At 43.3% G+C, this 23,129-nt stretch carries 26 protein-coding genes and 1 pseudogene; 20 read left to right on the forward strand and 7 right to left on the reverse strand.

The annotated features are described in order from the left end of the window. Positions 1-126: 126 nt before the first annotated feature. The 10 genes and pseudogenes from murJ (at position 127) to JEY82_RS08725 (ending at position 8,807) form a co-directional block, all read left to right on the forward strand. Positions 127-1,650: a murein biosynthesis integral membrane protein MurJ gene (gene murJ, locus JEY82_RS08680; protein WP_304084988.1), complete on the forward strand. Its 1,524-nt coding sequence runs from the start codon at positions 127-129 to the stop codon at positions 1,648-1,650. A gap of 3 nt (positions 1,651-1,653) precedes the next feature. Continuing rightward, a complete protein-coding gene (locus JEY82_RS08685) occupies positions 1,654-2,388 on the forward strand; it encodes a tRNA1(Val) (adenine(37)-N6)-methyltransferase (RefSeq protein WP_304084990.1) in 735 nt (244 codons plus the stop codon). A gap of 120 nt (positions 2,389-2,508) precedes the next feature. Continuing rightward, complete coding sequence (locus tag JEY82_RS08690; protein ID WP_304084993.1) at positions 2,509-3,849, forward strand: AAA family ATPase; 1,341 nt, start codon at positions 2,509-2,511, stop codon at positions 3,847-3,849. Continuing rightward, positions 3,839-4,807, forward strand: a complete 969-nt coding sequence (locus tag JEY82_RS08695) for a metallophosphoesterase (RefSeq protein WP_304084996.1) — start codon at positions 3,839-3,841, stop codon at positions 4,805-4,807. Before JEY82_RS08690 ends, JEY82_RS08695 begins: the two co-directional genes overlap by 11 nt. Continuing rightward, positions 4,794-5,099: a hypothetical protein gene (locus tag JEY82_RS08700; RefSeq protein ID WP_304084999.1), complete on the forward strand. Its 306-nt coding sequence runs from the start codon at positions 4,794-4,796 to the stop codon at positions 5,097-5,099. The genes JEY82_RS08695 and JEY82_RS08700 overlap by 14 nt, the downstream gene beginning before the upstream one ends. Before the next feature lie 2 nt (positions 5,100-5,101). Continuing rightward, positions 5,102-5,746 carry a hypothetical protein gene (locus JEY82_RS08705; RefSeq protein WP_369681155.1) on the forward strand — a complete coding sequence of 215 codons (645 nt, stop codon included), beginning with the start codon at positions 5,102-5,104 and terminating at the stop codon, positions 5,744-5,746. Between the two features lie 131 nt (positions 5,747-5,877). Then, positions 5,878-6,123: pseudogene (gene fliN, locus JEY82_RS08710) on the forward strand (flagellar motor switch protein FliN); the annotation flags it as partial. 172 nt (positions 6,124-6,295) lie between these two features. Continuing rightward, positions 6,296-7,888: a glycosyltransferase family 39 protein gene (locus tag JEY82_RS08715; RefSeq protein ID WP_304085002.1), complete on the forward strand. Its 1,593-nt coding sequence runs from the start codon at positions 6,296-6,298 to the stop codon at positions 7,886-7,888. A 277-nt stretch (positions 7,889-8,165) separates the two neighbouring features. Next, positions 8,166-8,402 carry a helix-turn-helix domain-containing protein gene (locus JEY82_RS08720; protein WP_304085005.1) on the forward strand — a complete coding sequence of 79 codons (237 nt, stop codon included), beginning with the start codon at positions 8,166-8,168 and terminating at the stop codon, positions 8,400-8,402. A 21-nt stretch (positions 8,403-8,423) separates the two neighbouring features. Then, entirely contained in the window at positions 8,424-8,807 is a 384-nt protein-coding gene (locus JEY82_RS08725; protein WP_092157834.1) for a hypothetical protein, read from the forward strand. Positions 8,808-8,866: 59 nt separating this feature from the next. Here JEY82_RS08725 and JEY82_RS08730 read toward each other — a convergent pair whose 3' ends face one another. From JEY82_RS08730 to JEY82_RS08745, 4 genes are all read right to left on the reverse strand, one after another. After that, positions 8,867-9,562 carry a DUF2959 domain-containing protein gene (locus tag JEY82_RS08730; protein ID WP_304085009.1) on the reverse strand — a complete coding sequence of 232 codons (696 nt, stop codon included), beginning with the start codon at positions 9,560-9,562 and terminating at the stop codon, positions 8,867-8,869. A gap of 56 nt (positions 9,563-9,618) precedes the next feature. Next, the gene (locus JEY82_RS08735; RefSeq protein ID WP_304085011.1) at positions 9,619-10,296 is read right to left on the reverse strand and encodes a CBS and ACT domain-containing protein; all 678 of its coding nucleotides are present in this window, start codon (positions 10,294-10,296) and stop codon (positions 9,619-9,621) included. A 159-nt stretch (positions 10,297-10,455) separates the two neighbouring features. Then, positions 10,456-11,739 carry a peptidase U32 family protein gene (locus JEY82_RS08740; RefSeq protein WP_304085012.1) on the reverse strand — a complete coding sequence of 428 codons (1,284 nt, stop codon included), beginning with the start codon at positions 11,737-11,739 and terminating at the stop codon, positions 10,456-10,458. Positions 11,740-11,758: 19 nt separating this feature from the next. Then, complete coding sequence (locus JEY82_RS08745) at positions 11,759-12,616, reverse strand: PHP domain-containing protein (protein WP_304085015.1); 858 nt, start codon at positions 12,614-12,616, stop codon at positions 11,759-11,761. Positions 12,617-12,748: 132 nt separating this feature from the next. Between JEY82_RS08745 and JEY82_RS08750 the strand changes: the two genes are divergently transcribed. The 5 genes from JEY82_RS08750 (at position 12,749) to JEY82_RS08770 (ending at position 15,235) form a co-directional block, all read left to right on the forward strand. Continuing rightward, positions 12,749-12,934, forward strand: coding sequence for a Trm112 family protein (locus JEY82_RS08750; RefSeq protein ID WP_092157822.1), 186 nt, complete (start codon positions 12,749-12,751; stop codon positions 12,932-12,934). Positions 12,935-13,005: 71 nt separating this feature from the next. Continuing rightward, positions 13,006-13,440, forward strand: a complete 435-nt coding sequence (locus tag JEY82_RS08755; protein ID WP_304085018.1) for a peptidylprolyl isomerase — start codon at positions 13,006-13,008, stop codon at positions 13,438-13,440. A gap of 263 nt (positions 13,441-13,703) precedes the next feature. Continuing rightward, complete coding sequence (locus JEY82_RS08760; protein WP_304085020.1) at positions 13,704-14,117, forward strand: Hsp20/alpha crystallin family protein; 414 nt, start codon at positions 13,704-13,706, stop codon at positions 14,115-14,117. Between the two features lie 9 nt (positions 14,118-14,126). Further along, on the forward strand, positions 14,127-14,492 hold the full coding sequence (locus JEY82_RS08765; RefSeq protein ID WP_304085024.1) for an Hsp20/alpha crystallin family protein: 366 nt from the start codon (positions 14,127-14,129) through the stop codon (positions 14,490-14,492). Positions 14,493-14,647: 155 nt separating this feature from the next. After that, entirely contained in the window at positions 14,648-15,235 is a 588-nt protein-coding gene (locus tag JEY82_RS08770) for a peptidylprolyl isomerase (protein ID WP_304085026.1), read from the forward strand. 116 nt (positions 15,236-15,351) lie between these two features. Here JEY82_RS08770 and JEY82_RS08775 read toward each other — a convergent pair whose 3' ends face one another. Then, entirely contained in the window at positions 15,352-15,834 is a 483-nt protein-coding gene (locus JEY82_RS08775; protein ID WP_304085028.1) for a YchJ family protein, read from the reverse strand. Positions 15,835-15,882: 48 nt separating this feature from the next. Next, positions 15,883-16,242 carry a NifB/NifX family molybdenum-iron cluster-binding protein gene (locus JEY82_RS08780; protein WP_304085031.1) on the reverse strand — a complete coding sequence of 120 codons (360 nt, stop codon included), beginning with the start codon at positions 16,240-16,242 and terminating at the stop codon, positions 15,883-15,885. A gap of 113 nt (positions 16,243-16,355) precedes the next feature. Here JEY82_RS08780 and arfB point away from each other — a divergent pair, with 113 nt between their 5' ends. The 5 genes from arfB to JEY82_RS08805 all read left to right on the forward strand — a co-directional run bounded on the left by arfB (position 16,356) and on the right by JEY82_RS08805 (position 22,297). Then, a complete protein-coding gene (arfB, locus tag JEY82_RS08785) occupies positions 16,356-16,772 on the forward strand; it encodes an alternative ribosome rescue aminoacyl-tRNA hydrolase ArfB (RefSeq protein ID WP_304085033.1) in 417 nt (138 codons plus the stop codon). Positions 16,773-16,877: 105 nt separating this feature from the next. Further along, positions 16,878-17,450 (forward strand): OmpA family protein, encoded by a 573-nt coding sequence (locus JEY82_RS08790; protein ID WP_304085035.1) that lies wholly within the window; start codon positions 16,878-16,880, stop codon positions 17,448-17,450. A 58-nt stretch (positions 17,451-17,508) separates the two neighbouring features. Next, positions 17,509-18,090 carry a TetR/AcrR family transcriptional regulator gene (locus tag JEY82_RS08795; protein WP_304085037.1) on the forward strand — a complete coding sequence of 194 codons (582 nt, stop codon included), beginning with the start codon at positions 17,509-17,511 and terminating at the stop codon, positions 18,088-18,090. 65 nt (positions 18,091-18,155) lie between these two features. Continuing rightward, on the forward strand, positions 18,156-19,265 hold the full coding sequence (locus JEY82_RS08800) for an efflux RND transporter periplasmic adaptor subunit (RefSeq protein WP_304085040.1): 1,110 nt from the start codon (positions 18,156-18,158) through the stop codon (positions 19,263-19,265). Next, positions 19,262-22,297, forward strand: a complete 3,036-nt coding sequence (locus tag JEY82_RS08805) for an efflux RND transporter permease subunit (RefSeq protein ID WP_304085043.1) — start codon at positions 19,262-19,264, stop codon at positions 22,295-22,297. The genes JEY82_RS08800 and JEY82_RS08805 overlap by 4 nt, the downstream gene beginning before the upstream one ends. Positions 22,298-22,373: 76 nt before the next feature. Here the strand turns inward: JEY82_RS08805 and JEY82_RS08810 are convergent, their stop codons facing one another. After that, entirely contained in the window at positions 22,374-23,117 is a 744-nt protein-coding gene (locus tag JEY82_RS08810; protein WP_304085046.1) for an ABC transporter substrate-binding protein, read from the reverse strand. Positions 23,118-23,129: the final 12 nt, after the last annotated feature.

Consider the following 23,129-nt stretch of genomic DNA (forward strand, 5'->3'; position numbering starts at 1 on the left):
AGAACCTTTTTGAAAAAAGGTTCTTATGAATCTCCTAAAACTTTTAATATTAAAAGAAATGGGGGGTGGAGCGAAAACTGCTTTTGTAATTATTAAAGCCCCAATATATCGGAGGCCTTCCCTTATATGACCGCTGAATCAGCTAAAATTGTTAGAAACGCTTCGGTTGTTGCCGGAGCGACGCTACTATCAAGGATACTCGGATTTGTCCGGGACTTGATTGTAGCCTTTGCTTTGGGTGCCGGTTTGCCTGCGGATGCTTTTTTTGTGGCATTTCGTATTCCGAATCTGCTTCGCCGTTTGTTCGGAGAAGGTTCGTTGACCATGGCTTTTGTGCCTGTTTTCAGCCGCGTGAAGAATGAGCAGGGGCAGGATGCCGCTTTTGATATGGCCCGTTCGGCGCTTGTCTGGCTGGTGCTGATTCTCGGAGTGATAACGGTTCTGGCAATTGTTGGCGCAAAACCGCTGGTTTTGATGATTGCACCGGGTTTTGATCGTAATCCTGAATTGATGTCTCTTACGGTTGATCTTTTAAGAATCTGTTTTCCATATATAATTTTTATTTGCGGTGTTGCATTGTGCATGGGAGTTTTGAACAGCATGGGCCATTTTATGGCTCCAGCCCTAGCCCCGTGTGCTTTAAATGTATCCCTTATCGGCTCCGCGCTCGTCGGTTATTTTACCGGAAACAATGTGGCCGTGTTTATGGCGTGGGGCGTATTGATTGGCGGAGTTTTGCAATGGCTTCTGCAACAGCCTTATTTGCGCAGAGTCGGTCTTTCATGGCGTGGCAATCGCAGCCTTGATAATCCGGGCGTTAAGCGCATGGGTAAATTGATGCTGCCGACCGTTTTCGGAGCGGCTGTGTATCAGATTAATATTGTTCTGGGCACGCTTTTGGCTTCATTTCTTCCAGTGGGCAGTGTTTCTTATCTTTATTACTCTGATAGGCTTGTTCAATTTCCACTGGGAGTTTTCGGGATTGCCGTTGGAACAGCCGCATTACCGAGTCTTTCTGCTCTCTGCGCTAAAGGAAAAGACCGTGAATTTGCCGAGACCTTGAAGCATACAGTCGGTCTGACTCTTTTTATCAGCCTGCCTGCAATGGCTGGTCTGGTAACCCTTGCCGAACCGCTTATTAAATTACTTTTCCAGCGCGGAGCTTTTGATGCAGTGGCTGTTACTGCCACTGCGCAAGCTTTGGTCGCTTATGGCATCGGTCTTCCTTTTATAGCTATGTCCCGTCCTTTGGTTTCAGCTTTTTATGCTCAGGAAGACACCAAAACTCCGGTTAAAATTGCAATCTTGTGTCTCATCGCCAATGTAGGCGTCGGGTATGTGTTAATGCAGTCTATAGCTCATGTTGGTTTGGCTTTAGCTGTTTCATTATCATCCACACTCAATTTTTTGTTACTTGCCGGAATTATGTGGCGCAGGACCGGAGTATGTCCTTTGCCGTGGGCGGGAGCGTTTAAAAGTTTTTTGCTCAGTTGCTTAATCGGGGCGGGAGCTTGGTATTCTGTTTCATACGGAATATTATGGTTCTTCATGATTCCTGTGTGGGTGCTGATTTACGGCTTCGGTTCTCTGCTACTTAAATCTGATGATGCATTAATGCTTATGAACGCATTACGCCGTAGAAGAGCTTAGCAAGTGAGCGAAGAAGCGCGACAGATGTTTCCGAAAGGGCTTAAGCAGCCTGAAACAGGGTTTCGATTTTCTACAGATTCATTATTGCTGAGCAGTTTTGTGCCGGTATCAGGTAAGTGTCGTATTCTCGATTTAGGCACAGGATGCGGAGTCATTCCATTGGGAATTGCTTTGCGTAATCCTGTTGAAGATTTATATATTACCGGAGTTGATATCAACCCGGTGATGCTTGAATGTGCGAACCATAATGTTGCTGAGTCAGGTTTTACGGATAAAATAGAAATTTTAGAGGGCAACGTTTGTAATCCACAGTTTGCCCCTGCGGAAAGCTATGATGTGGTTGTGTCCAATCCTCCATATTGGTGTGAAGGAAGAGGGAGACCCTGTCCTGACGCTGATAGGAATAGAGCCAGGTTCGAAGTTGAAGCCGAACTGGAAGATTTTGCAAAGACAGCGGCGCGTATGGTGCGGTTTCGGGGCAAAGTCTGCTTTGTATTTCTTGCGGAAAGAGTTACTCCGCTGTTAGCCGTATTGACCCGTTTCAAGTTGGAACCGAAAAGAATAAAGTTTGTGCATAGTCATATGGATCGTTCGGCTAAAGTCGTTTTAGTTGAAGCTGTGAAAAATGGTAAGGCGGGGCTGATAGTAGAACCGCCTTTGGTACTTTTTGAAGATAAAAGCAAAGGTTCAGTTTATAGCCAAAGTGCATTAGACTTTTGCAAATTTATAATGAAGTGATTTCTAGATAAATTTTTTTATTTGAAACCTTCTTCCCGATAAGGTTTCCAAAGGGGATTATCCCCTTTGGTCCAGCCGAAGGCGAAATCCTATACCAAATATTCTCTTGATCAAAAAAAAATGATTAAAAAAATTATCCTAAAAAATTTCTTAGCCCACGCATATACCGAGATAGAACTCGGGCCGGGCATGACAGTGCTGACCGGACCTAATAACAGCGGCAAATCTTCTGTTGTTGAGGCCTTGCGGTGCATTGCGACTAATCCGCTGCCGAAGCATTTTGTCCGGCACGGTGCAAAGGTCGCAAGGGTTGAGCTTGAGATGGATGACGGGACAAAGGTTGCATGGATTCGGAAGAAAGCTACAGCTTGGTATGAAGTGACTAAACCCGGCGCTGATGAACATGAGACTTATGCAAAGTTCGGTCGCAAGCCTCCAGAAGATGTAATGGCGATTTTACGCCTTAATCAGGTGCCGTTAGAGGGTGATAAATCTTTAGATGTTCATATCGGTGATCAGCGCAAACCTATTTTTCTGCTTGATCAGCCGGCAAGTGTTGCGGCTCAGTTTTTTGCGTCTTCGTCGGAAGCTTCGCATTTACTGGCTATGCAGACCGAGCTGAAGAACCGGGTTAAGAGTGCAAAGCGCGAGAAAAAATTTCAGCAGGAAAAAATGGTCCGTATAGCTTCCGAACTTAATGATTTGCAGGATTTGCCGAATGTGAATCTTGAGCTTGAATCTGCCCGCGAATTAAAAGGGCATTCGGAAAAGATTTTAAGTGAAATCCCGCGCATTGAAGATTTACTGAACCGCAAAATTCAGTTTCAAACCGTTAAGGGAACTCTTGCCGCCAGAGAAAAGAGTTTATGCGGACTTGTTAAGGGACCGGACCTTTTTCCTGTTAAACCCCTTGAGCAAACAGGTCAGCAGCTTGAAAATTTTCGTCATCAAAGGATGAGCCTTAAGAAACGGTCACTAAGTTTAGAACACCTTGCGCCTTTGCCACAGCTTTTTCCCGTGAAGGATTTAGATTCCAGAATTGCACACCATAAACAGTTATCTTTAGCGGATAATGTTCAGAATAAAAGACGCAAGACCTTGTCCTTGTTGGCTTCTCCCCCTGTATTGGAGGATGTTTCAGCTCTTTCTGCAACAATCAGCAATCTTTTCCGCAACAAGGTTTCGGTAGAAAATGTTTCACACAGAGCGCAGGTTCTTGAACCGATCGCACCCGCACCTGAACTCTTTGAAGATGTTCATTTAATTAAAATAATAGGTGGCATTGATTCACTTAAAAAGACTCAGGAACTTTCAAGAGTTTCTTTGCAAAAACTGGAAGAGTCCAGAATTATGCTTGAGGCCAAAATAAAGAAACGTTTGGCTGAAATCGGTAGCTGCCCGCTTTGCGGAAATGAGCTGGCTGCGGATAAGTTGATAGGGGAGGTGGCTCATGAGTCTTGAAGTAATAAAAGCTGAAGGGCTTCTTTTAATTGGAGATCCACATATTGCGGCGACTCCTCCCGGACAGCGTTTAAGCAGTTACACTGCCGATATTCTGGATAAACTGGAAGCATGTTTAAAGCATGCGAAAGATCTGAATATGGTCCCGCTTATTTTAGGTGACCTTTTTCATTGGCCTAGGGATAATTCGAATAGTCTTCTGGTTGATTTAATAGCCCTGTTCGGTCCGTATAAGCCTTTTGTGTTGATTGGTAATCACGATAAATATCAGGCAAGATTTACTCCTGATGTTTCAATGGCTGTGCTGGACGTTTCAAATGTCATTAGAATGATGAATGAGCCGGGTCCAGCCTTTGTGCTTGAAACTTCGGAAGGTAGGGTTCTTGTCGGGGCAAGTCCGGACGGGTTCCCCATTCCCAAAGAATTCGGGCGTGAGGAAGTTGAGCAGGAGAATGGTGAACTTCTCAAGGTCGTATGGGTTGCTCATCATAATGTGGCTTTCCCTGAATATAAAAAACCGCACTATGCCATCAAAGAAATACCCGGAATTGACTGGGTGATAAACGGGCACATTCACAGGCCGCGTCCGACTATTACGGCAGGGGCTACAACCTGGGCTAATCCCGGTAATATTTCGCGTCTGGCATTCACTAAGCTTGCACTTGAGCGCAAACCGCAAGCGGCTATCTGGACTCCGCAGTGTATTGATCTGGAAAAATGGGATATACCTCACCGTGATTTTTATGAGGTTTTTCCAAATCAGGATTTTCTGCCGGAGATAGAAGACGCTGATGCAGCTGAGTCAAAATTTTTGCAAGGGCTTGAAAGACTTGCATGGAAGAGAACCCACGAAGGTTCGGGGCTTAAACAATTTTTGGAAGAGAATATTGATCCGGAACAGCCGGAAAGTAAATTGATCTGGGATTTATATACGGAGGTAACTGATGGCAATCGGTAATGCAGCAAATGATAATGGCCTTGAGCAGGAACTTAATCTGCTTAAGCAGCAATATGAAAGGCTTCGTGAGGATAAAGTCCGCACTGAGCAGAATCTTGATAATATAGGCAGACAGCTTGCTGAACTTGAAGAGCAGGCCGCTCAGCAATATGGAACATCCGATCCTGAAAAGCTCAGCCGGATGCTCGAAGAAAAAAGAGCTGAAAATTCCAGACTCGTCTCAGAGTACCGAACACATATAAATTCTATTGTAGACGGTTTGCAGAAGCTTGAAAACGGCGGCGGGCAATAGTCGTGCATTCTGTTGAAGATATTCCGTCTTTAGAATCCCTTGAGCGCAGAGTCGATCAGCTTGCAGCGAAAGCTTCTGCCCGAGTTGACGACTGGATTGAACTCCGTTCTGAAATTCAGAAGGTTGATGAATTCCTTCAAGTTGCGCCCGATGCTGAAAGAAAGATGGAAGAGCTCACAACAGCGCTGTTCGGAGAGCTTTTAACTGAGCTTGAAACAAATCTCACTCACGCCATAAGGGAAATCCTCGGGCAGGATAGAGAAGTTAAAGCTATTGCTTCCATCAGAGACAAGAAGCTTCAAGTTGATTTTCAGATTCTTAATCAGGGCGGCGAAGAGGATATTATGGTCGGACAGGGCGGTTCGGTCTGTAATATTCTTTCTGTGGGGCTGCGGCTCATTGCTCTTTCAAGGTTGAATCCTGATATGCATCGTCCGTTTCTGGTTCTCGATGAACAGGATTGCTGGCTCAGGCCGGACCTTGTTCCCAGGTTTATGGATCTGATAAGCACTATTTCGGAAAGGCTCGGGTTTCAGGTACTGGTAATAAGCCATCATCCTCTGGATCTTTTTGCAAACAGCGCCGATAGTATTCTTGCGCTCGAGCCGAATCGTGAATGCGGCGTAAAAATTGAAAGAGTTAAATAGCAAACGGTTACACTCTAAATTATAGCGTGTGTGGTTTTGCTGGTCGTTTGTTTTCTTTTGGGGTACATTTTCAAAAGTTTAACTATTAACCCCCTTGGAGCCGTATGGGATCGGAAGACGGACTTAGACGAATTTTGGATATTCCTCTCGAAGTAAAAGTCGAGATGGGACGGACAAAACTGCTGGTTAACGAGATTATTCAGTTCGGTCAGGGAACTGTTATCGAGTTGCATAAGCTGGCCGGCGAACCTCTTGATATGTATGTGGAGGGGCGTTTGGTTGCTCGTGGGGAACTTGTTGTTATTAACGAAAATTTCGGATTCAGGATTACTGAGATTATTACACCGGAAGCGCGAATCAAAAGCCTCGGTCTTTAATATTTCATATAGAAAGTTTTTTTTTAAAAGAATTTCTTTTTGTCGGTCTTTTGCCCCCGATTTTCGGGGGTTTTATTTTTTCTGATTCAATATTATATTTTTCGACTCCTGCGACAGGTTGTCAACCGCGGCAGGGTCGGATAAAAGTTTCCTCGCAAGGAGGTTTCCATAAGTGCTATCATTAACTCATTCATTCAAAAATAAGCCCCTGATGTGGGCTTTTATAATAATTGTTTTTACTACTTTTGCCAGAATCTGGTTTCTGGGGTCTGGGCAGCTTAATCTGGTGCAGGACGAAGCCCAGTATTGGGACTGGACCCGCAACATGCAGCTTACCTATTATTCCAAGGGGCCGCTGATTGCGTGGATTATTTCTACTTGGACTTTCATTTTCGGCAACACGGAATTCGGAGTGCGCTTCGGTTCAGTCGTGGGGTCGATGATAACTCAGATGGTTCTTTTCTGGGGAATGGCAAAGCTTTGGAAGCGGCCTAGTGCGGCAGTCTGGACGCTTATTGTCTATAATACCATGCCCGTTTTTCTGGCTCTTGGAATATTGATGACAACGGATAATCCTTTTATTCTGTGCTGGACCTGCGCTGTTTTTGCTCTTTATTCTGCAACTATTCCTTATTCTCCTGGTATCGAGCGTGATTCAAACGAATCCAGAACGCTCCCCTTTGTTCTGATTGCCTTCTTTTTGGCGCTTGGAATACTTGCGAAATATACAATGCTCGGTTTTACTGGTCTTTCGGTCATTTACGCATTGATCCTGATGAAGAAAGAAGGGCTTCCGAGCGGTTTTTTAAAGAAGCTATTCGCAGCGCTTTCGGTAGGGGTTTTTGTTGGTTTTCTACCGACCCTTATCTGGAATGTTCAAAATGATTTCGTTGGATATAAGCATGTTTTGTATTTGATAGGTGCTTCGGGTGCCAGCGCTTCGCAGCTGATCAGATTTGATAGAATTCTACCTTATTTGGGTGAACAGATCGGCATGGCGACTCCGTGGTGGCTTATTTTTATGCTTTCAGGTGGATTCGGAGCATTAGCTGTTGTTTTAAAGAAGAAATCTAAAAATCTTTTGGGATTGAATAATAAGCAGGCCGCACTTCTTTCTGTGTTTTTCCTGCCGGTATGGTTCTTTTTTCTTATGTGGAGTTTTCATACCAAAGTTCTCGGTAACTGGGCTGTAATTTCATATGTTTCCGGGGTGATGCTCGCAGGATTAGTCTTTGATGCTTTTTGGAATAGAAGGGGCCACCTCCGTTCAGTTTGGTTGTTTCTGGGTATTTTGATTTTTGGTTTACTGCATTTTCAGAACCTTGTTCCGCTTCCTGATCATCTTAATCCGACTCATCGCCTAAAAGGCTGGACGGATCTGGGACAACAGGTTGTTGAGCTTGAGAAGTCTCAGTTTAAAAATCCTTCAAAGGTCTTTATCATGAGTGAGCAGTATGACATGACCGCCGCACTGGCCTTTTATGTGCCGGGGCAGCCCAGGACCTATTGTGCATGGATAGATCGGCGCATGAATCAGTATGATTTGTGGCCCGGTCCTCAAGAAAATCTTGGATGGGACGCAATATATGTCCTTAAAGATTTTAAAGAAAAACCTGATGATGAGTTGATTAAAATGTTTGGCCGCATCAGCCCGCCTATTCATTTCCAGACAACTTTCCGCGGAAAGCCTGCACGAAAGTTCACAATTTATTTGTGCTATGATTATAATGGTTACTGGCCGAGAGATAAAAGGCTCAGATTCTAGAACTTGAATTCTATATAATTCATAAAACCCCTTCGAACTTTAGTTCGGAGGGGTTTTTTTGTGAAATAAACTAAAAATAATTTCCGTAAAGCTTGTGGTTATGAACCTGTTAGATCTCTCTTTTGAGTTATTTTGTGTGTAATTCTAGTCAATTTGGTGATTGTTGGAGTGTTGTGGCAGATAAATGTGAGCAGGAGTGACATTCTTTGACATTTTTTGACAAAATGTGTCATAGAAAGTACATTGTAGTGTAATACTGAAAAATTAGGACAAGTCTTTGACTCCGTCGCCAACTTTATACACGGTGCGTGAGATCGCTGATACGCTTCGAATCCACTCCAGAACGGCTTATCGGCTGATTCAGGAAGGGAAGATTCGCGGTATCAAAGTAGGCAGTCAGTGGCGCGTGCCTGAAAGTTCTTTGCTGGAATATATCGAGTCGGGCTTGCAAGCCCCTCGCAGTAAGGAAAAAGACGAAAAGACCAGTTCTAAACAACTGAAACTGCCCATTTAAGCAAAATTGGTGGAAGTGATCATGAAAAAAACGGGAAGACTTAAACGAGTCACTTTGGAAAACGACTTCGGTGGTCCGATTTCTTTTACCGGAAAGCTTGAAAACGAAGCCATGAATTATTGTGAGAGAAGCGGGGAGCTTGTTTCAGAAAAGATTTACATGAGCGAAAAGGGGCGTACCGGGTATTCTGTTGCCACCAGAAAAGATGAGGCGCGTGAAAAACGTGCTTACTTGATGGAAGATCAGGGCGAGACCTGTCTAGTTTCAAACGGATCTATCCTTCTGGGTATGGATACCGATAATTTGATTACTTTTTTTGCCAAGGTCTTGGATGAACAGGCTACTGAGAAGTCCGCTGATGAGTTGGAGTATATCCGCAAGCAGCTGGAAGTTGTTAACGGGTAGGTTGGTTCGAAGATAGATTTTAAGTTGAGGGGAAGTCGTTCTGACTTCCCCTCTTTTTTTTAGCTGTTTTTCTTAAGTTCTTTAATGAATGCGTCAGCTTCATCAATGGATTTCTGCATATCTTTAATCAGCCTGCCGATGTCAGCTTCCAGAGAATTAATTTCTGACTGGAGCGAGGCTATAGCTTGTGCATTGAGGTTGTGTTTTAGGTAAAGTACCTGATCGCGGAATGCATCAAGAACAGGCTTGATCTTCTTTTCAGCTCTGCGCATGGCTGAGAGAAGCCTTGTAAATTTGCTTTTGGTCTTGGAAAGCTTGATTCTGCTTTCATTTCTGAGCTTTGCGTTTGAATATTTCGAAAGCTCATCTTTCCATTCACCGAATAAATCATTTCCTACCTGCTCAACAGCATCAATGCGATTAGTAACATCTTTTGCCGCGGCTTCACTCCGTTCAAATTCATCATTAAGCCGTTCGTATATCTCTTGAAGGTCGCCTCCGTGGAATCCGGTCAGTGCACTGAATTTTCCCAGTGCGCTTTTGAATTGCTCGCTGGCTTCTTCCTGCGATTCACGGGCTTTTTCAACGTTGGAAACAAGGATATCGCGTTTGTGGTAGCCGAAGCTTTCCATTGTTTTGTAATAAGTAGACTGGCACCCGGAAAGGGCAAGCGTAAGAGTAACGAGAAGGACGTATGTAAGTTTTTGTTTCATGTGCATGGGTTTTACATAAAGGGAGAGGGGGCGTGTTGTCAAAAAAAGTCCCCGCCACAAAATGTGACGGGGACTTTAAAGTTTTATATGTGATTAATTTATGAAGTCAGGCCGTGAACGGAGTCGCGAACCCAGTAGAGCAGGTTGAAGTTTTTATCTATGCCTTCACGCAGCTTGTTCAGTTCCGATTTCTCCATGTCCATGATGCGGATAAAAACCTGACGAGTGTTTTCCTGATTAGGCTCGTAGCTGGTCAGAACGGACATCACACGGGCTTTGTTCTCTTTCAGGAAATCAATGACCAGGCTAAGAGATCCAGCCTTGTTAGAGAGGGCTAAACCCATCTGTACTCCTCCGTGAAGAACTCCGGTGATATTAATCAGGACTCTGAAAACATCGGTGTTGGTGATGATTCCTACGCATTTATTTTCAGCGTCTACAACCGGAATTCCGCCGATTTTATTTTCATCCAGAACCACAGCAGCCTTTTCAACTGTATCTTCAATGGAAACAGTTAAAACTTTGCGTGACATGATATCTTTAAGCTTGATTTCGGAAAGCAGATAATAAAGTTCATGCATATCAAGGGTTGTGGCTTTTGAAGGAGAAGCTTCCTTTATATCGCGGTCGGAAACGATTCCAACTAGAACACCTTCATCGTCAACAATCGGCAGCCTGCTTATTTCTTTGTCTTTCATAAGCTTGGCAGCTTTCATCATTGAGCGTTCGGGGGTAAGGGTGATTACATCCTTAGTCATCCAGTTTTTTACGAGCATTAGAGTCCTCCTTGATTTTGCCTTGCATGAGATTCGGATTTGGATATCTTTTGTATCGCCTACTTTTCCAATTCAATATTTCTATGATTATAGAAACAAATCTCTATGGTCAATCTACAACTGTCTAAAAATAAAAGCTTCTTACAGTTTAAGGATTAATTAAGCACTTCGGACAAAAAATCCTGTCGCAATGTCAGGGTGATCAGTCCTCAGCAGTGCTTGCGTGCCGGAATGAATCACGTCCACAGCTTCACCGTGAATTGTTTCAAAAGAATAGGTTCCCGTATTCAGTGCAGGTCTTTTCAGTCCCGGAACAAGTACTTCCGTATTCTTTTTAAGTTCCCAGCGGGATTTTACTGAAACAAGCCAGCAGTCATCGCCGCGTTTTTCCTGAATTCTGGCTACAACAGGCTTGCGTTCCTCTGCGGTTGGAGGCTGAGTGATTGTGCTGGGGCCGGATGTTTTAAAGAATGCGGTGCTGAGCGGGCGGGTCGCCGCATTGGTAAGCTCAAACATCGTTCTTTCCGGTAGCGGACGGCCTGTTTTAGCAGCATCTATGGCCGCTCTGTAAACATCTGCAACTTGTGCGATGTAAGAGGAACTTTTGGTGCGTCCTTCAATTTTAAGGGCAGCAACTCCGAGTCTGGAGAGCCAGCGTACATAATGAATCAGGCAAAGGTCTTCGGCTGCAAAAAATGTTGTATGTCCGTCATGTTCAACTGTTTCCCACACGTCCGTTCCGGGGCGGGTCTTTTCTTCAACGCGGAGACCTGTTGCTTTGTATTCAAATCGGCATGGATGTGTGCAGCGTCCCATATTGGCGGATCTGTCATTCAGCCACGAGCTGAGAAAACATCGGCCTGAAATTGCCATGCACATGGCGCCGTGTACAAAAAGTTCCAGTTCGATGTTCGGGCATTTTGCGGCAATGTCGGCAATGTCGGTAACGCAGAGTTCTCTGGCAAGGTTTACTCTTGATGCTCCGAACTCTTTCCAGAATTTTGCGGACTCGCTGTTTCCGGTGTTGGCTTGAGTGCTGACGTGTACAGGGATGCCCGGTAAAATTTGTCTGGCAATTCTAATTACTCCGGGATCAGCGGCAATTATTCCATCGGGTGGACATTCAGCCAGCTTTTCAAGATCTTTTTTTACCAGATCAAGATCTTTTTCACGCGGGTAGGCATTGATGCAGAAATATGCCTGAACATTGTTTGCTTTAGTCAGAGCAAAGGCTTCGGGTAGCTCTTCCCATTGAAAGCCGGCTCCGGCTGAGCGTAGATTGAGGTCACCTGCTCCTAAGTAAACGGCATCTGCGCCGTATGTTACTGCGGCAGAAAGTTTTTCCATGTTGCCGGCCGGGCACAGCAATTCAGGCATTTCACTATTTATTGGTTTCATTGATTTTGATTTGTCTGTTAAATTTTCAGTATTAATTTTGTTCATAGCTCTGTGGGGCAATAGATTAAATTTCCAGACCCTTCGATTGCCTTAGGGCTTTAAGATCGTCAAGCACACTGTGGTGTATAAATAATTTTCCAGTACCTCGACCGAGTTTTATTTCCGGCTTTACTGATCCATGAAAATCAGATCCTCCGCTGGCCAGAAGATTATATTTGCGGGCAATTTTTTTACATATTCCTATCATTTCCGTGGTGTGCGAACTGCAATAAATTTCTATTCCGTCAAGTCCCAGTCTTTTAAGCTCTTTAACTTGCTCATTAAGAACAGTTTCATTAGTGCTGAGCAGGGCGGGATGGGCTAGAATCGAGGTCGCATTTGTTGCCTTTAAAAGATTGATGGCCTCTTCCGGTGCAAGGCTTTCTCTCGAAATATATGCCTTACCCTTTTTTCCAATGTAGCGATTGAAAGCATCGTCAAAAGATTTAACATAATTTTTATCAAGCAGAACCGATGCAATATGAGGTCTGCCGACGGTTCCGGCGGCTTTTTCCCGAACTTCGTCCATGGTTATATTTAAGCCTAAATTTTGTAATTTTTTTATTATTTCGTCATTTCGCACGCCGCGTTTTTTGCGAATGGATTCAAATTTGTTCTGTAAAATAGATGAATAAGGGTCTACCCACAGACCTACTATATGTAGAACTCCGACATCGGAATGAACACTCAGCTCACATCCGGGGATAACTTCCACACCGTGTTTCTCTCCAGCCCTGACGGCTTCAGGGAGGCCTGCAATCGTGTCGTGATCTGTGAGAGCTATAGCAACAAGTCCCTCTTCTTTTGCAGCCAGAACCAGCTCTACCGGGGTTAGAGTTCCGTCTGAAGCTGTAGAATGTGTATGCAGGTCTATTCCGGGCATTATCTTCTCCAAATTGGGTGCCGGAGGGCAGATTATTAGTCTCAATTTTCTTATAGCACAAATGTGGGGTTGAGGAATTTGTTTTCTATCGTTATAGGGTACTGATTAGACAATATGCAAGGAGTACCTAAAATGGCTCTGAATAAAGAACTGATTGATATTCTCGTCTGCCCTAAGTGTAAAGGCGAGTTGGAACTTCTGAATGGAGAGACCGGACTTAAATGCAGTGCATGCGAAGTCGTCTATCCCGTTAAAGATGAAATTCCCATTATGCTCGTAGATGAGGCTATTCCAGCCGACAAATGGGACAAAAAGTAATTTTTTAGGTTTAAACAAAAAAACAGTGCGGTTTTCCGATTCAGGAGAACCGGAAAACACAAGGAGCTTCTATGTCTCAAGCCAAAGACGGCGACAAAATCCGCGTTCATTATGCAGGTTCCCTCGAAGACGGAACAGAATTCGATTCTTCATATAAAAGAGGCGAACCTCTTGAAATAGTTCTCGGACAGGGAATGCTGATCAAAGGGTTTGAAGACGCAGTTCTCGGCCTTGAAGCCGGCGGAAAAGTAAAGACAACCATCAGCCCTGAAGATGGCTACGGTCCTTACCACGAAGAACATACTTTTGAAGTTGAACGCAGCCAGATTCCACCTGAAATCAATCCGGAAGTCGGCATGATGCTTCAGGTTAATACTGAACAGGGCGTTACTAACGTGACAATTAAGTCTGCTACCGATGATAAAGTTGTTCTTGATGGCAACCATCCTCTTGCCGGTCAGACCATGATCTTTGAAATTGAATTGGTTGAAATTCTCGCTCCCTAAGTGAGAATATAAAGAGGAGACAATCTGTTTCCTCCGACAGCCTTAAGAAATAATATTTTTTAAGGTTGTATGATCCCCCCTCGAATATTTGTTCGAGGGGGGATTTGTTTTTTATTCAATAAATTTACAAAGCCGGACCTGAGTTACGCAGGAAAAGCTTTCTTTTTTGCGACCGAACTTCTCGCCTTTAAAAATACTCCTTATTGACAACCGACTTTTATAGCGTATTTTGAACTAATACGAATATAATCAGGAGGTGTTTTATGGTCATTGATTTAGGCTCAGTTTATAACTTTCCGTATGAGTTCGACAAAGTGTTTAATGAAGTTTTTAATCCCCGGCAGTATAAACGGGGAAAAGCATCATACCCTCCTATTAATATAGGGGAAGATGAAAAGAATGTTTATGTGCATGCGGAAATGCCCGGACTTGCAATTGAAGATATGGATATAGAGATCACAGCAAAAGATCTTGTAATAAAGGGTGAACGTAAATTACCGGAAGGCAGATATTTTCGTCAGGAAAGGACTTCCGGAGTTTTTCAGCGGATTATTTCTATCAATACACTTGTTGATGTGGATAATGTTTCTGCTTCTATGAAAGACGGAATATTGCGGATAATAATGCCTAAGGCCGAGTCATCTGTCCCTAAGAAAATCGCTGTAGAAATCGAGTAAGGGGGGATTATGAGTAACGAAGCAATTAAGACCGATAATGAATTGGAAAAAATCAGCCCCGCAACGGATATCGTTGAAACTGAAAATGGTTTTTATATGTATATGGATCTTCCCGGAGTCGGGAAAAAAGATCTCGATATTGATGTCGAAGAAAATGTGATGATTGTTAAGGGCAAGGCCGCAACATCAGTGATTGAAGGCGAAAAATATCTTCTCCAAGAGTTTGGTGAAGGTGAATATGTAAGAAGATTCACTGTTGCGGATATTGTGGACAGCAAAAATATTAAAGCGAATTTAAAAAATGGTGTGCTCGAGCTGTTTCTGCCGAAAATTCCAGAGGCAAAACCGCGTAAAATTGAGGTTTCATACAGCTAGAAAGGTTTAAATAAAATGGTAATTGAAAGGCTCTCTAGTTCGAGGGCCTTTTTTTACGTCTAGTGATGATTTTAAATAATAAGGCGTTCTTTGTTTGCTCGTCTTTTCGGTTTCTGGTAAATGCCAATAAAACTGTTACGGAGGAAAATCTGGATATGAAAGGATTCAAAATATTATTGGTTGCGGCCCTTTTTTGCATAGCTCTTTCAGTGGGAGCAACTGCAAAAGCTGAAAGCTCTAAAGTTTTTGTTAAGATGCAAACCAGCAAAGGAAACATTGTTCTTGAACTGGATAGAGCTAAGGCTCCAAAAAGCGTGGCGAATTTTCTCAAATATGTGAACGAAGGTCATTACGACGGCACTATCTTTCACAGAGTAATCAGCGGATTCATGATTCAGGGCGGAAACATGGACAAAAACATGAAGAGCAAGGATACTTACGCTCCTATTGAGAATGAAGCCCGCAATGGTCTTTATAACGATAAGTACACCATCGCTATGGCCCGTACAGGTAATCCTCATTCCGCTACAGACCAGTTTTTTATCAATACTGCTGATAATGGAGCTTTGAACTTTAAGTCTACGACTCCTTCAGGCTGGGGTTATGCTGTTTTCGGAAAAGTTCTCGGCGGCAAGAAAGTGGTTGATAAAATTGAAAGAGTTGTGACGTTCCGTAAAGGCCGTTATGATGATGTCCCGGTTAAGCCTGTTATGATTATCAAGGCTGAAGAAATTAAGCAGTAAAGCTTTGTTGATTTGTTTCAAGACTGGACTCTAAGTCAAATGAAAGACCCGGCAGATATTTCTGCCGGGTCTTTTTTAATAACAATTGAGTCGTAATTATTATGCTGAGATCTTAATTAAGCGCAGCACTTTTTATATTTTTTGCCGCTGCCGCATGGGCAAGGCTCATTACGTCCGACTTTGTTTTCTTTAACAACAGGTTTCGGGGCTACCATGTCTCCATCAATGTAAAGCCAGTTGCCGTCTCTTTTTTCAAAGTGGCTTGCTTCATGATGTTTGTGAGTAGCTCCGCCTTGTTTGAAATTCGCAATGAATTCGACTTCACCTGTAGTGTCTTCGGGCTGACCTTCTGAGGTAGAAACAATTTCAAGGCTGAGCCAAGTGGAAGATGTCGCCCACTCTTTTACCTGCTCAGGTTCATAGTCATGTTTGCTTTCCGGGGCTAGAGTATCACCGAGATAATCTACGTTATGCACAGCAAAAGCTGTGTAACGGGAACGCATCAAAGCTTCAGCTGTAGGAGCTGGTTTAGTTCCGGTAATATATGGTTCACAGCACTCGGCGTATACAATCCCGGAACCGCATGGACATTCACTCATGTTTTTACTCCAATCTTTAATCAACCCGTATAAGTTTATTTGAACGGCTTAGTGGTTGCCGCAGGACTCGTGATCATCGCAAACTGTTGCTGAGTCGGTAAGGTTTCCTTCTGCCCACTGCGCTACGGCAGCTTTCAGATCTCCGCTACAACCGCGGATAACGTTTATATTGCTGGCCTGCAAGAGGTTAACAGCTCCCTGTCCCATATTTCCTGCCAGAAGGACGGTAACGCCTTTCTCTGCAAGTGTGGGGACGATGTTGGATTTACAACCGCATCCTGGAGGAGGAGTCAGAAGCTCTTCCGCAATAATATTATTATTTTCATCCAATGTGAAAATTGTAAAGGCCTCACAATGACCAAAGTGCCCGTCAACTTGACCATCTCTGGAGGGAAGTGCAATTATCATAGTTGTGTCTCCTGAAAAAAAAGGTAAAAATAATACAGATTCATATATTGTATCTGTATATAATCTTTATTTGCTTAAATTAACAAATAAAACAGAACGATCCAGCCGAAGCTATGATAACTATCACACAAGCATTGTCTATACCCGATAGCGAAATTATTTTTATTGCGAGCCGCAGTTCCGGTCCGGGGGGGCAGCACGTTAATAAAACATCTTCACGCGTGACTCTAATTTTTAATTTGCAAGAGTCTGCATCCCTCAGCAACTATCAAAAAAGGACTCTTCTCTCAAAAATAGGGAATAAGGTTAATAGTAAAGGTGAGTTGCAGATATCGTGCGAGGAACATCGCAGCCAGTTCCGCAACAAAGAGGAAGCTCTTGAGCGTTTTAAAAATATTTTGGCGGATGGATTAAAGCCAATCAAGCAAAGGCGTAAAACCAAAGTTCCAAATTCTACGAAGCGTAAACGGATGGACAATAAAAATAAACGTGCGACAACTAAAAAGCAGCGTTCAAAGCCTGATTATTAAAAGAAAGGAATACCTCCGTTCTTCGTTAAGAATAGTTTTTTAAATAATATTTTGCGTGCTACTATGTTTTTAAACGTAATTTTGGAAATATAAATGGAGGAACATATGAAAACTGCATTAAGTTCTTTTTGTTGCTTGTTAATTTTGCTGACAGGTTCCGCTCTGCATGCACAGGAAGATGGTTTTGCTAACGATTCTGATCAGATCTTGGAAATGCTTCTCGGCCCCGCAGACTCTGCGGGTGATATTTATGGTTTAACAGCCAATTCCGGCATGATCGGCAGGGCTAATTTGAAAATAGAATTTGATGTGAATTCCGCCAAGATTAAAAAAGAAGCCTTGCCTATTGCCAACGCTCTGGGAGCTGCAATGATTTCGCCTCGTGGGAGTTCGATGTCTGTGTTGTTGAAAGGGCATACAGATTCTGACGGGGATAAAAAGTATAATCGTAAATTGAGTCTTAAGAGGGCCGAGGCTGTGCGGTTGTATCTTGTTGAGAAGTTCAAAATAAATCCGGCTAGGATATCAGTCAAAGGTATTGGTGAGGATGAGCCGCTTATATCCAATGACACCAAAGAAGGCAAAGCCTTTAATCGCAGAGTTGAAGTGGTAAATACTACAGGCACAAAGGGCGTTAAAGAGCCAAAACCTAAACAGGGAACGAAGGTTGAGTGGTAGTCCTTCAGGATTTTAATAGATGGTTGACAAGAGTTAATCAACCGATTAGTTGAACCGCATGACTAAGAAAGAGAAAATATTTAACGCTGGCGCAAAGTTGTTCGCCGAGCGTTCGTTCAACTCTGTCGGAATCAGGGATATAGCCAGAGAGGCAGAGGTCAACAGTGCTATGATTTCTTATTACTTTGGAGGTAAAACCGGTTTGCTCAGGGAGATTTTTTCTTCCTTTGTCGATTTGGTTTTGGCTGTTGTTAAGAAGTCCATGGACGAGTCGGCAGATCATTATGAATTGTGTGATAACAATGTAAGAAGATTTATAGATAATGCCCGTAAAAACCGGGATGTTTATCTGGTCGGACTCAGAGAGCTTAATCATGACAGTCCTGATTTACAGGATTTAAGAGATACGTTGCAGGCCACAGGGTGGGAATACTTTTCAAATCATCTTTCCCGAATGGGCTCAAGTGTTAAACATCCTGAAATAGTGCGAGATATTACTTTTACTGCGGTAATGGGGATTATTTTTTCCGATTACCTGCTTGGTGGCGGTACTTTTATTGATAATGATGAATTGGTGGAAACTTACAAAGGTGTCATTTCCAGTATTTTAAGGTTGGGAACACCGGAACTCTGGAAATAATTTTTTTTACCCACTAACTAATCAACTGATTGATTAGTTCTAGCCCATTCATAGAGGAAAAAACTATGCATAAAATGATTATATTTACTTTGCTGGCGATGCTGATTTTATTGCCGGGGTGTAAAGAAGAAGTAAAAAAAGAACTTCCTGTCCGGCCTGTTCGGGTTTTGGAAATATCTAATAATACAAGTCCTGAACTGCGTACGTATCCTGGAAAAGTGAAAGCTGTGCGAGAAGTCGGGCTTGCGTTCAGAGTCCCGGGACAGATCGTTCATTTTAACGTGAAAGAAGGCGATTATGTGGAAAAGGGGCAGGCGATCGCCTCGCTTGACCAACGGGATTTTCAGGCTGCAGTCGCGGATTTGCAGGCCAAGCTTAACGGAGCGCGGTCTATATTGAATGAAGCTGAATTAAACTATGAGCGGAATCGTAAACTTCTTGATTCGGATACCATTGCTCAAGCATCTTTTGATTCAGCAAAAAGCTCATTTGAAACAAGCCGGGCTAGCATGAATTCAATTATGCAGGAGCTTATGAGGGCAAATCTGACTCTTCAATATACAGTTTTAACCGCACCATTCAGCGGCACGATTGCTTATAAATCTGTTGATAATCATGAATACATTCAGGCCAAAGAGACTATTGTCCAGCTCGAAGATCTTTCGACTCTGGATGTGGTGATTGATATTCCTGAAGCTGTGTGGGTAAGGGCATTCAGCGGTAAGACTGTTGAGAATGTAAAGGCTATAGCCCGGTTTGAATCATATCAGGAAGAAACTTTCAAGTTGCGGGTAAAAGAATTTCAGACCAAGGCCAATCCTCAGACGCAAACCTATGAAGTTACGCTGAATATGGAAAACCCTGACGGATTTTCAATTCATCCCGGTATGACTGCTGAAGTTGTGGCCAGCATGCCCGAAGCTGATGGAGTGAAGTCTGTGGCTATTCCTATTTCAGCTGTTTTAGGCGCTCCCGGTGATAAAAAGTATGTCTGGATATTCCGTAATGGTGGTGTTCAGAGGCGTGAAATTGAAGTTGGTAGAATTTTTAAAGATATGTTTGAGGTTCATAAAGGAATCAATCCCGGTGAAGTCGTGGTCGTTTCCGGTGTAAATTATCTATATGAAGGACAGATAGTTAAAGTTCTTAAAGGTAGAATCGGGAGCAGAGGATGAGTCTGGCAAGGTATACAATTGAAAAGAAGACTGTCTCAATAGTTTTGACTCTGGTTCTTTTTCTCGGCGGGATCATGGCTTTTCTAAATATGTCCAGATTGGAAGATCCTGAATTCACCATTAAACAAGCGTTGGTTATAACTAATTATCCGGGAGCGACCCCTGCGGAAGTTGCAGATGAAGTGACGGATGTTATTGAGAGTGCTGCTCAGCAGTTAAAACAGCTCAAAGAAGTTACTTCTATTAACAATCGCGGGCAGTCCATTGTCACGGTTGAAGTTGCAGAAAAATATGACAAGAATACTCTGCCGCAGGTCTGGGACGAGTTGCGGAGAAAAGTGAATGACGCACAGGGGGCTCTTCCTCCGGGAGCCGGACCTTCCCTTGTTATTGATGACTTCAGTGATGTCTACGGGATTCTGCTTTCGGTTTCAGGAGAAGGCTATTCTCAGCAGGATCTTCAGGACTATGTCAGTTTTTTGCGTAAAGAATTGCTGCTGGTTGATAATGTGGCAAAGGTTTCCATCTGGGGAGAACGTCTGGAAACTGTTTTTGTTGAGATATCCCGTGCGAGAATGGCTCAGCTGGGTTTGTCCCTTGAATCTGTCTATAAAATGCTGTCTGAACGAAATCTGGTTGTTAAATCCGGTAATGTACGGGTCGGGAACGAGTATATTGAAATAGCTCCGACGGGCGGGATTGAGTCTGTAGAAGATCTGGGTGATTTGTTTATACGGGATGTTAAGGGAGGAAGGCTTGTTCCTCTTAAGGACGTCGCTACCATTCATCGCGGTTATCAGGATCCTCCGTCACGGGTAATGCATTTCAACGGAAAATCTGCGATTGCTCTGGGTATTTCGATGATTCCTTCAAGCAATGTGGTTGATCTCGGGAAAGCTGTAGACCTTAAGCTTGAAGAACTAAAGAGCGAAACTCCGGTTGGCATAAACATAGAAAATATTTATTTCCAGCCGAAAAGGGTTGAGGGCGCTGTAAATTCATTTGTTCTTAATCTTGGTGAAGCTGTAGTTATTGTTATCATTGTACTTCTTTTGTTTATGGGGATGCAGAGCGGACTTCTTATCGGAGCTGTCCTACTGATAACAATTTGCGGATCATTCATTTTTATTCAGATGGCGGGGGTCGCTTTGGAGCGTATTTCGCTCGGGGCACTCATCATCGCTTTGGGGATGCTTGTAGATAACGCAATTGTTGTTATCGAAGGTATCCTGATTCGTTATCAAAAGGGTGGCCGTAGGATTCAATCCGCTGTCGATGTAGTGGAACAGAATAAATGGCCTTTACTTGGAGCGACAGTCATAGCCGTTCTGGCTTTTGCCGGAATCGGTATGAGTCAGGATAGTGTTGGGGAATTTTGTAGATCTTTGTTCATAGTTCTGTTGATTTCTCTGATGATGAGCTGGATTACGGCGGTAACTATTACCCCGCTGCTTTGCGAAATGTTTTTGAAACCGAAGATCAGCGAAGGTGGAGATCTTTATAAAGGTTTTATATTCTGGGCGTATAAAAAAGTATTAGAGTTTTGTCTCAGGCGCAGAGCTTTTACCCTGCTGGTTCTTGGCGGGTTGTTGGTTGCGTCCATTTACGGCTTCGGTTTCGTTAAGCAGAGTTTCTTTCCTGATTCTACTCAGCCTCGCTTTTTTATACATTACTGGTTGCCGCAAGGCACAGATGTAAGAGCAACTCGTGATGATATTGCTGAGATTGAGCGTTTTATTAAACAGGATAAAAGGGTTAAGAATATCACTTCTTTTATCGGAGAAGGTGCGCCTAGGTTTATTCTTACTTATGCACCTGAAAAGTCTAATTCTTCATATGGAATGATTTTAGTCGAGGTGAAAGATTATAGTACAGTTGACGAGGTGATGACCAAGTACAAAGAAGAGGTCAACGCCTTGTATCCTGAAGCAGAAGCGAAATTTAAGAAGTTTAAACTCGGACCGGGACGAGAAGCTTCATTCGAGGTTCGTTTCAGCGGTCCGGATACGAAAGTTCTTCGTGATCTTTCACGGGAAGCTCAGCAGGTAATGCTTAAATCCGGCAAGGCTGAATCCATAAGAGATAACTGGAGACAGGAAGTAAAAGTCCTCACTCCGGTGATCATGGAAGCTCAGGCTAAAATCGCCGGGATTACCCGCCCTGACCTTGCAAGGGCTATGAATATGTTCTTTTCCGGGGCAAGAGCCGGAGTCTACAGAGAAGGGGATAAACTGTTACCGATTATCATGCGTCCTCCTGAAAATGAGCGGTTGAATGTTGAGCAGATCGGTGATGTGCAGGTCTTCAGTCCTGTTGCCGGGCGTATGATTCCGGTTGAAGAGATTGTTTCAGGTTTTGCCACTGAAATGCAATACGGAATGCTTAAAACAAGAAATAGGATGTTGACGGTTACTGCTTCCTGTGAGCCTGTTTCAGGGTTGCCTTCGGTTTTATTTAATGAGTTGAGACCTCAAATTGAATCCATTAAAATACCTGCCGGATATACTATGGAATGGGGCGGAGAGTATGAGGATTCGACCGACGCTCAAGCGAGTTTAGGCGGCTGTTTGCCTTTACCTTTTGCAATTATGATCCTTGTGACCATAATGCTTTTCAACTGCCTGCGGATTCCGCTTATTATCTGGCTGACCGTTCCGTTGTCTATCATCGGTGTTACTGTGGGACTTCTTTTCACGGGAGAGCCTTTCGGGTTCATGGCTCTTCTCGGATTTTTGAGTCTGTCCGGTATGCTTATTAAGAATGCGGTTGTGTTGCTTGATCAGATCAATATTGAGCTTAAAGAAGGCAAGGAGCCCTACATGGCCGTTGTCGATTCGTGTGTAAGCCGTATCCGGCCTGTCGCAATGGCGGCAGTTACGACTATTCTCGGTATGCTGCCTCTTGTGACAGATGCTTTCTTCTCGGCAATGGCAGTGACTATTATGTCGGGGCTTGCATTTGCAACAGTGCTTACGTTGCTCGTAGTTCCTGTGCTTTATGCTGTATTTTATAAAATAAAAAATCCTGCATAACTTCATTATATAACAAAGCCTCTTGATATTTTTATATCAGGAGGCTTTGTGCTGATTGCCCTGGCAATATTAATCATTAAAGTAAAGGACAGGCGAAGAGGTTCAGAGGTAGCGGGTGATCTTTCATATATTTTTCAACATGTTTATTGAATTGACTCAGAAAATCCGGGTTTTCATTTATGAAATTTTTAGAAAAATAAACACCTAGAGGCTTGCTTAAAAGAGTTATAATTTTTAAGCGGTTATGAATATTATGTTTTAAGATTTTATCAGTCATAACCATATCGTTTGCAAGCATGGCATCAAAGCGTTTAAGCAAAAGCATGTTAAGCAAATGTTCTGTGGTGGGTGGGGATGATGTGGCATTGTAGTTGTTCGCTTTAAGCCATTTGAGCATATTTGATCCTCGAAAACTGGCTACTGTAGCTCTTTTTTTGAAGTGTTCAGAAGCTGGGTCCAGTGGATTTTCCTGAAGCATATACCAGTTCCATCTTTGTTCAGCTATAATAGCGGACTGCACTCCATATTGGTCACGGTCTTCACTCTTAGAGGCTGCGAAAAAACCGTCAACTTTCCCATCCTTGGCTAAACGCTGCGCCCTGATCCACGGAACTACAACAATATTCAGTTTGATATTCATTTTGTTGAATGCATACTTGACCACTCTTACAGCGCACCCATCAAATATCCCGTTTTCATCGTAGCAACCATAGGGACACAGGTTGTGTGTCGCCAGAGTTATTTTAGCAGGCTGAGCTGTAGCCGTGCAGGTTGAACTAAAGATCAGAATTATGATTATCAAAAAAGTTGAAGTTTTCATAAAGGCTCCTCA

The sequence above is a fragment of the Maridesulfovibrio ferrireducens genome, from assembly GCF_016342405.1.
Taxonomy (GTDB): Bacteria; Desulfobacterota; Desulfovibrionia; order Desulfovibrionales; family Desulfovibrionaceae; genus Maridesulfovibrio; species Maridesulfovibrio ferrireducens_A.

Excerpts from the sequence above, each read along its gene's own strand:
- murJ (WP_304084988.1), top strand. The coding sequence starts at position 127 with ATGACCGCTGAATCAGCTAAAATTGTTAGAAACGCTTCGGTTGTTGCC.
- JEY82_RS08690 (WP_304084993.1), top strand. The coding sequence starts at position 2,509 with ATGATTAAAAAAATTATCCTAAAAAATTTCTTAGCCCACGCATATACC.
- JEY82_RS08695 (WP_304084996.1), top strand. The coding sequence starts at position 3,839 with ATGAGTCTTGAAGTAATAAAAGCTGAAGGGCTTCTTTTAATTGGAGAT.
- JEY82_RS08700 (WP_304084999.1), top strand. The coding sequence starts at position 4,794 with ATGGCAATCGGTAATGCAGCAAATGATAATGGCCTTGAGCAGGAACTT.
- JEY82_RS08725 (WP_092157834.1), top strand. The coding sequence starts at position 8,424 with ATGAAAAAAACGGGAAGACTTAAACGAGTCACTTTGGAAAACGACTTC.
- JEY82_RS08735 (WP_304085011.1), bottom strand. The coding sequence starts at position 10,296 with ATGCTCGTAAAAAACTGGATGACTAAGGATGTAATCACCCTTACCCCC.
- JEY82_RS08740 (WP_304085012.1), bottom strand. The coding sequence starts at position 11,739 with ATGAACAAAATTAATACTGAAAATTTAACAGACAAATCAAAATCAATG.
- JEY82_RS08745 (WP_304085015.1), bottom strand. The coding sequence starts at position 12,616 with ATGCCCGGAATAGACCTGCATACACATTCTACAGCTTCAGACGGAACT.
- JEY82_RS08750 (WP_092157822.1), top strand. The coding sequence starts at position 12,749 with ATGGCTCTGAATAAAGAACTGATTGATATTCTCGTCTGCCCTAAGTGT.
- JEY82_RS08755 (WP_304085018.1), top strand. The coding sequence starts at position 13,006 with ATGTCTCAAGCCAAAGACGGCGACAAAATCCGCGTTCATTATGCAGGT.
- JEY82_RS08760 (WP_304085020.1), top strand. The coding sequence starts at position 13,704 with ATGGTCATTGATTTAGGCTCAGTTTATAACTTTCCGTATGAGTTCGAC.
- JEY82_RS08765 (WP_304085024.1), top strand. The coding sequence starts at position 14,127 with ATGAGTAACGAAGCAATTAAGACCGATAATGAATTGGAAAAAATCAGC.
- JEY82_RS08770 (WP_304085026.1), top strand. The coding sequence starts at position 14,648 with ATGAAAGGATTCAAAATATTATTGGTTGCGGCCCTTTTTTGCATAGCT.
- JEY82_RS08775 (WP_304085028.1), bottom strand. The coding sequence starts at position 15,834 with ATGAGTGAATGTCCATGCGGTTCCGGGATTGTATACGCCGAGTGCTGT.
- JEY82_RS08780 (WP_304085031.1), bottom strand. The coding sequence starts at position 16,242 with ATGATAATTGCACTTCCCTCCAGAGATGGTCAAGTTGACGGGCACTTT.
- arfB (WP_304085033.1), top strand. The coding sequence starts at position 16,356 with ATGATAACTATCACACAAGCATTGTCTATACCCGATAGCGAAATTATT.
- JEY82_RS08790 (WP_304085035.1), top strand. The coding sequence starts at position 16,878 with ATGAAAACTGCATTAAGTTCTTTTTGTTGCTTGTTAATTTTGCTGACA.
- JEY82_RS08795 (WP_304085037.1), top strand. The coding sequence starts at position 17,509 with ATGACTAAGAAAGAGAAAATATTTAACGCTGGCGCAAAGTTGTTCGCC.
- JEY82_RS08800 (WP_304085040.1), top strand. The coding sequence starts at position 18,156 with ATGCATAAAATGATTATATTTACTTTGCTGGCGATGCTGATTTTATTG.
- JEY82_RS08805 (WP_304085043.1), top strand. The coding sequence starts at position 19,262 with ATGAGTCTGGCAAGGTATACAATTGAAAAGAAGACTGTCTCAATAGTT.
- JEY82_RS08810 (WP_304085046.1), bottom strand. The coding sequence starts at position 23,117 with ATGAAAACTTCAACTTTTTTGATAATCATAATTCTGATCTTTAGTTCA.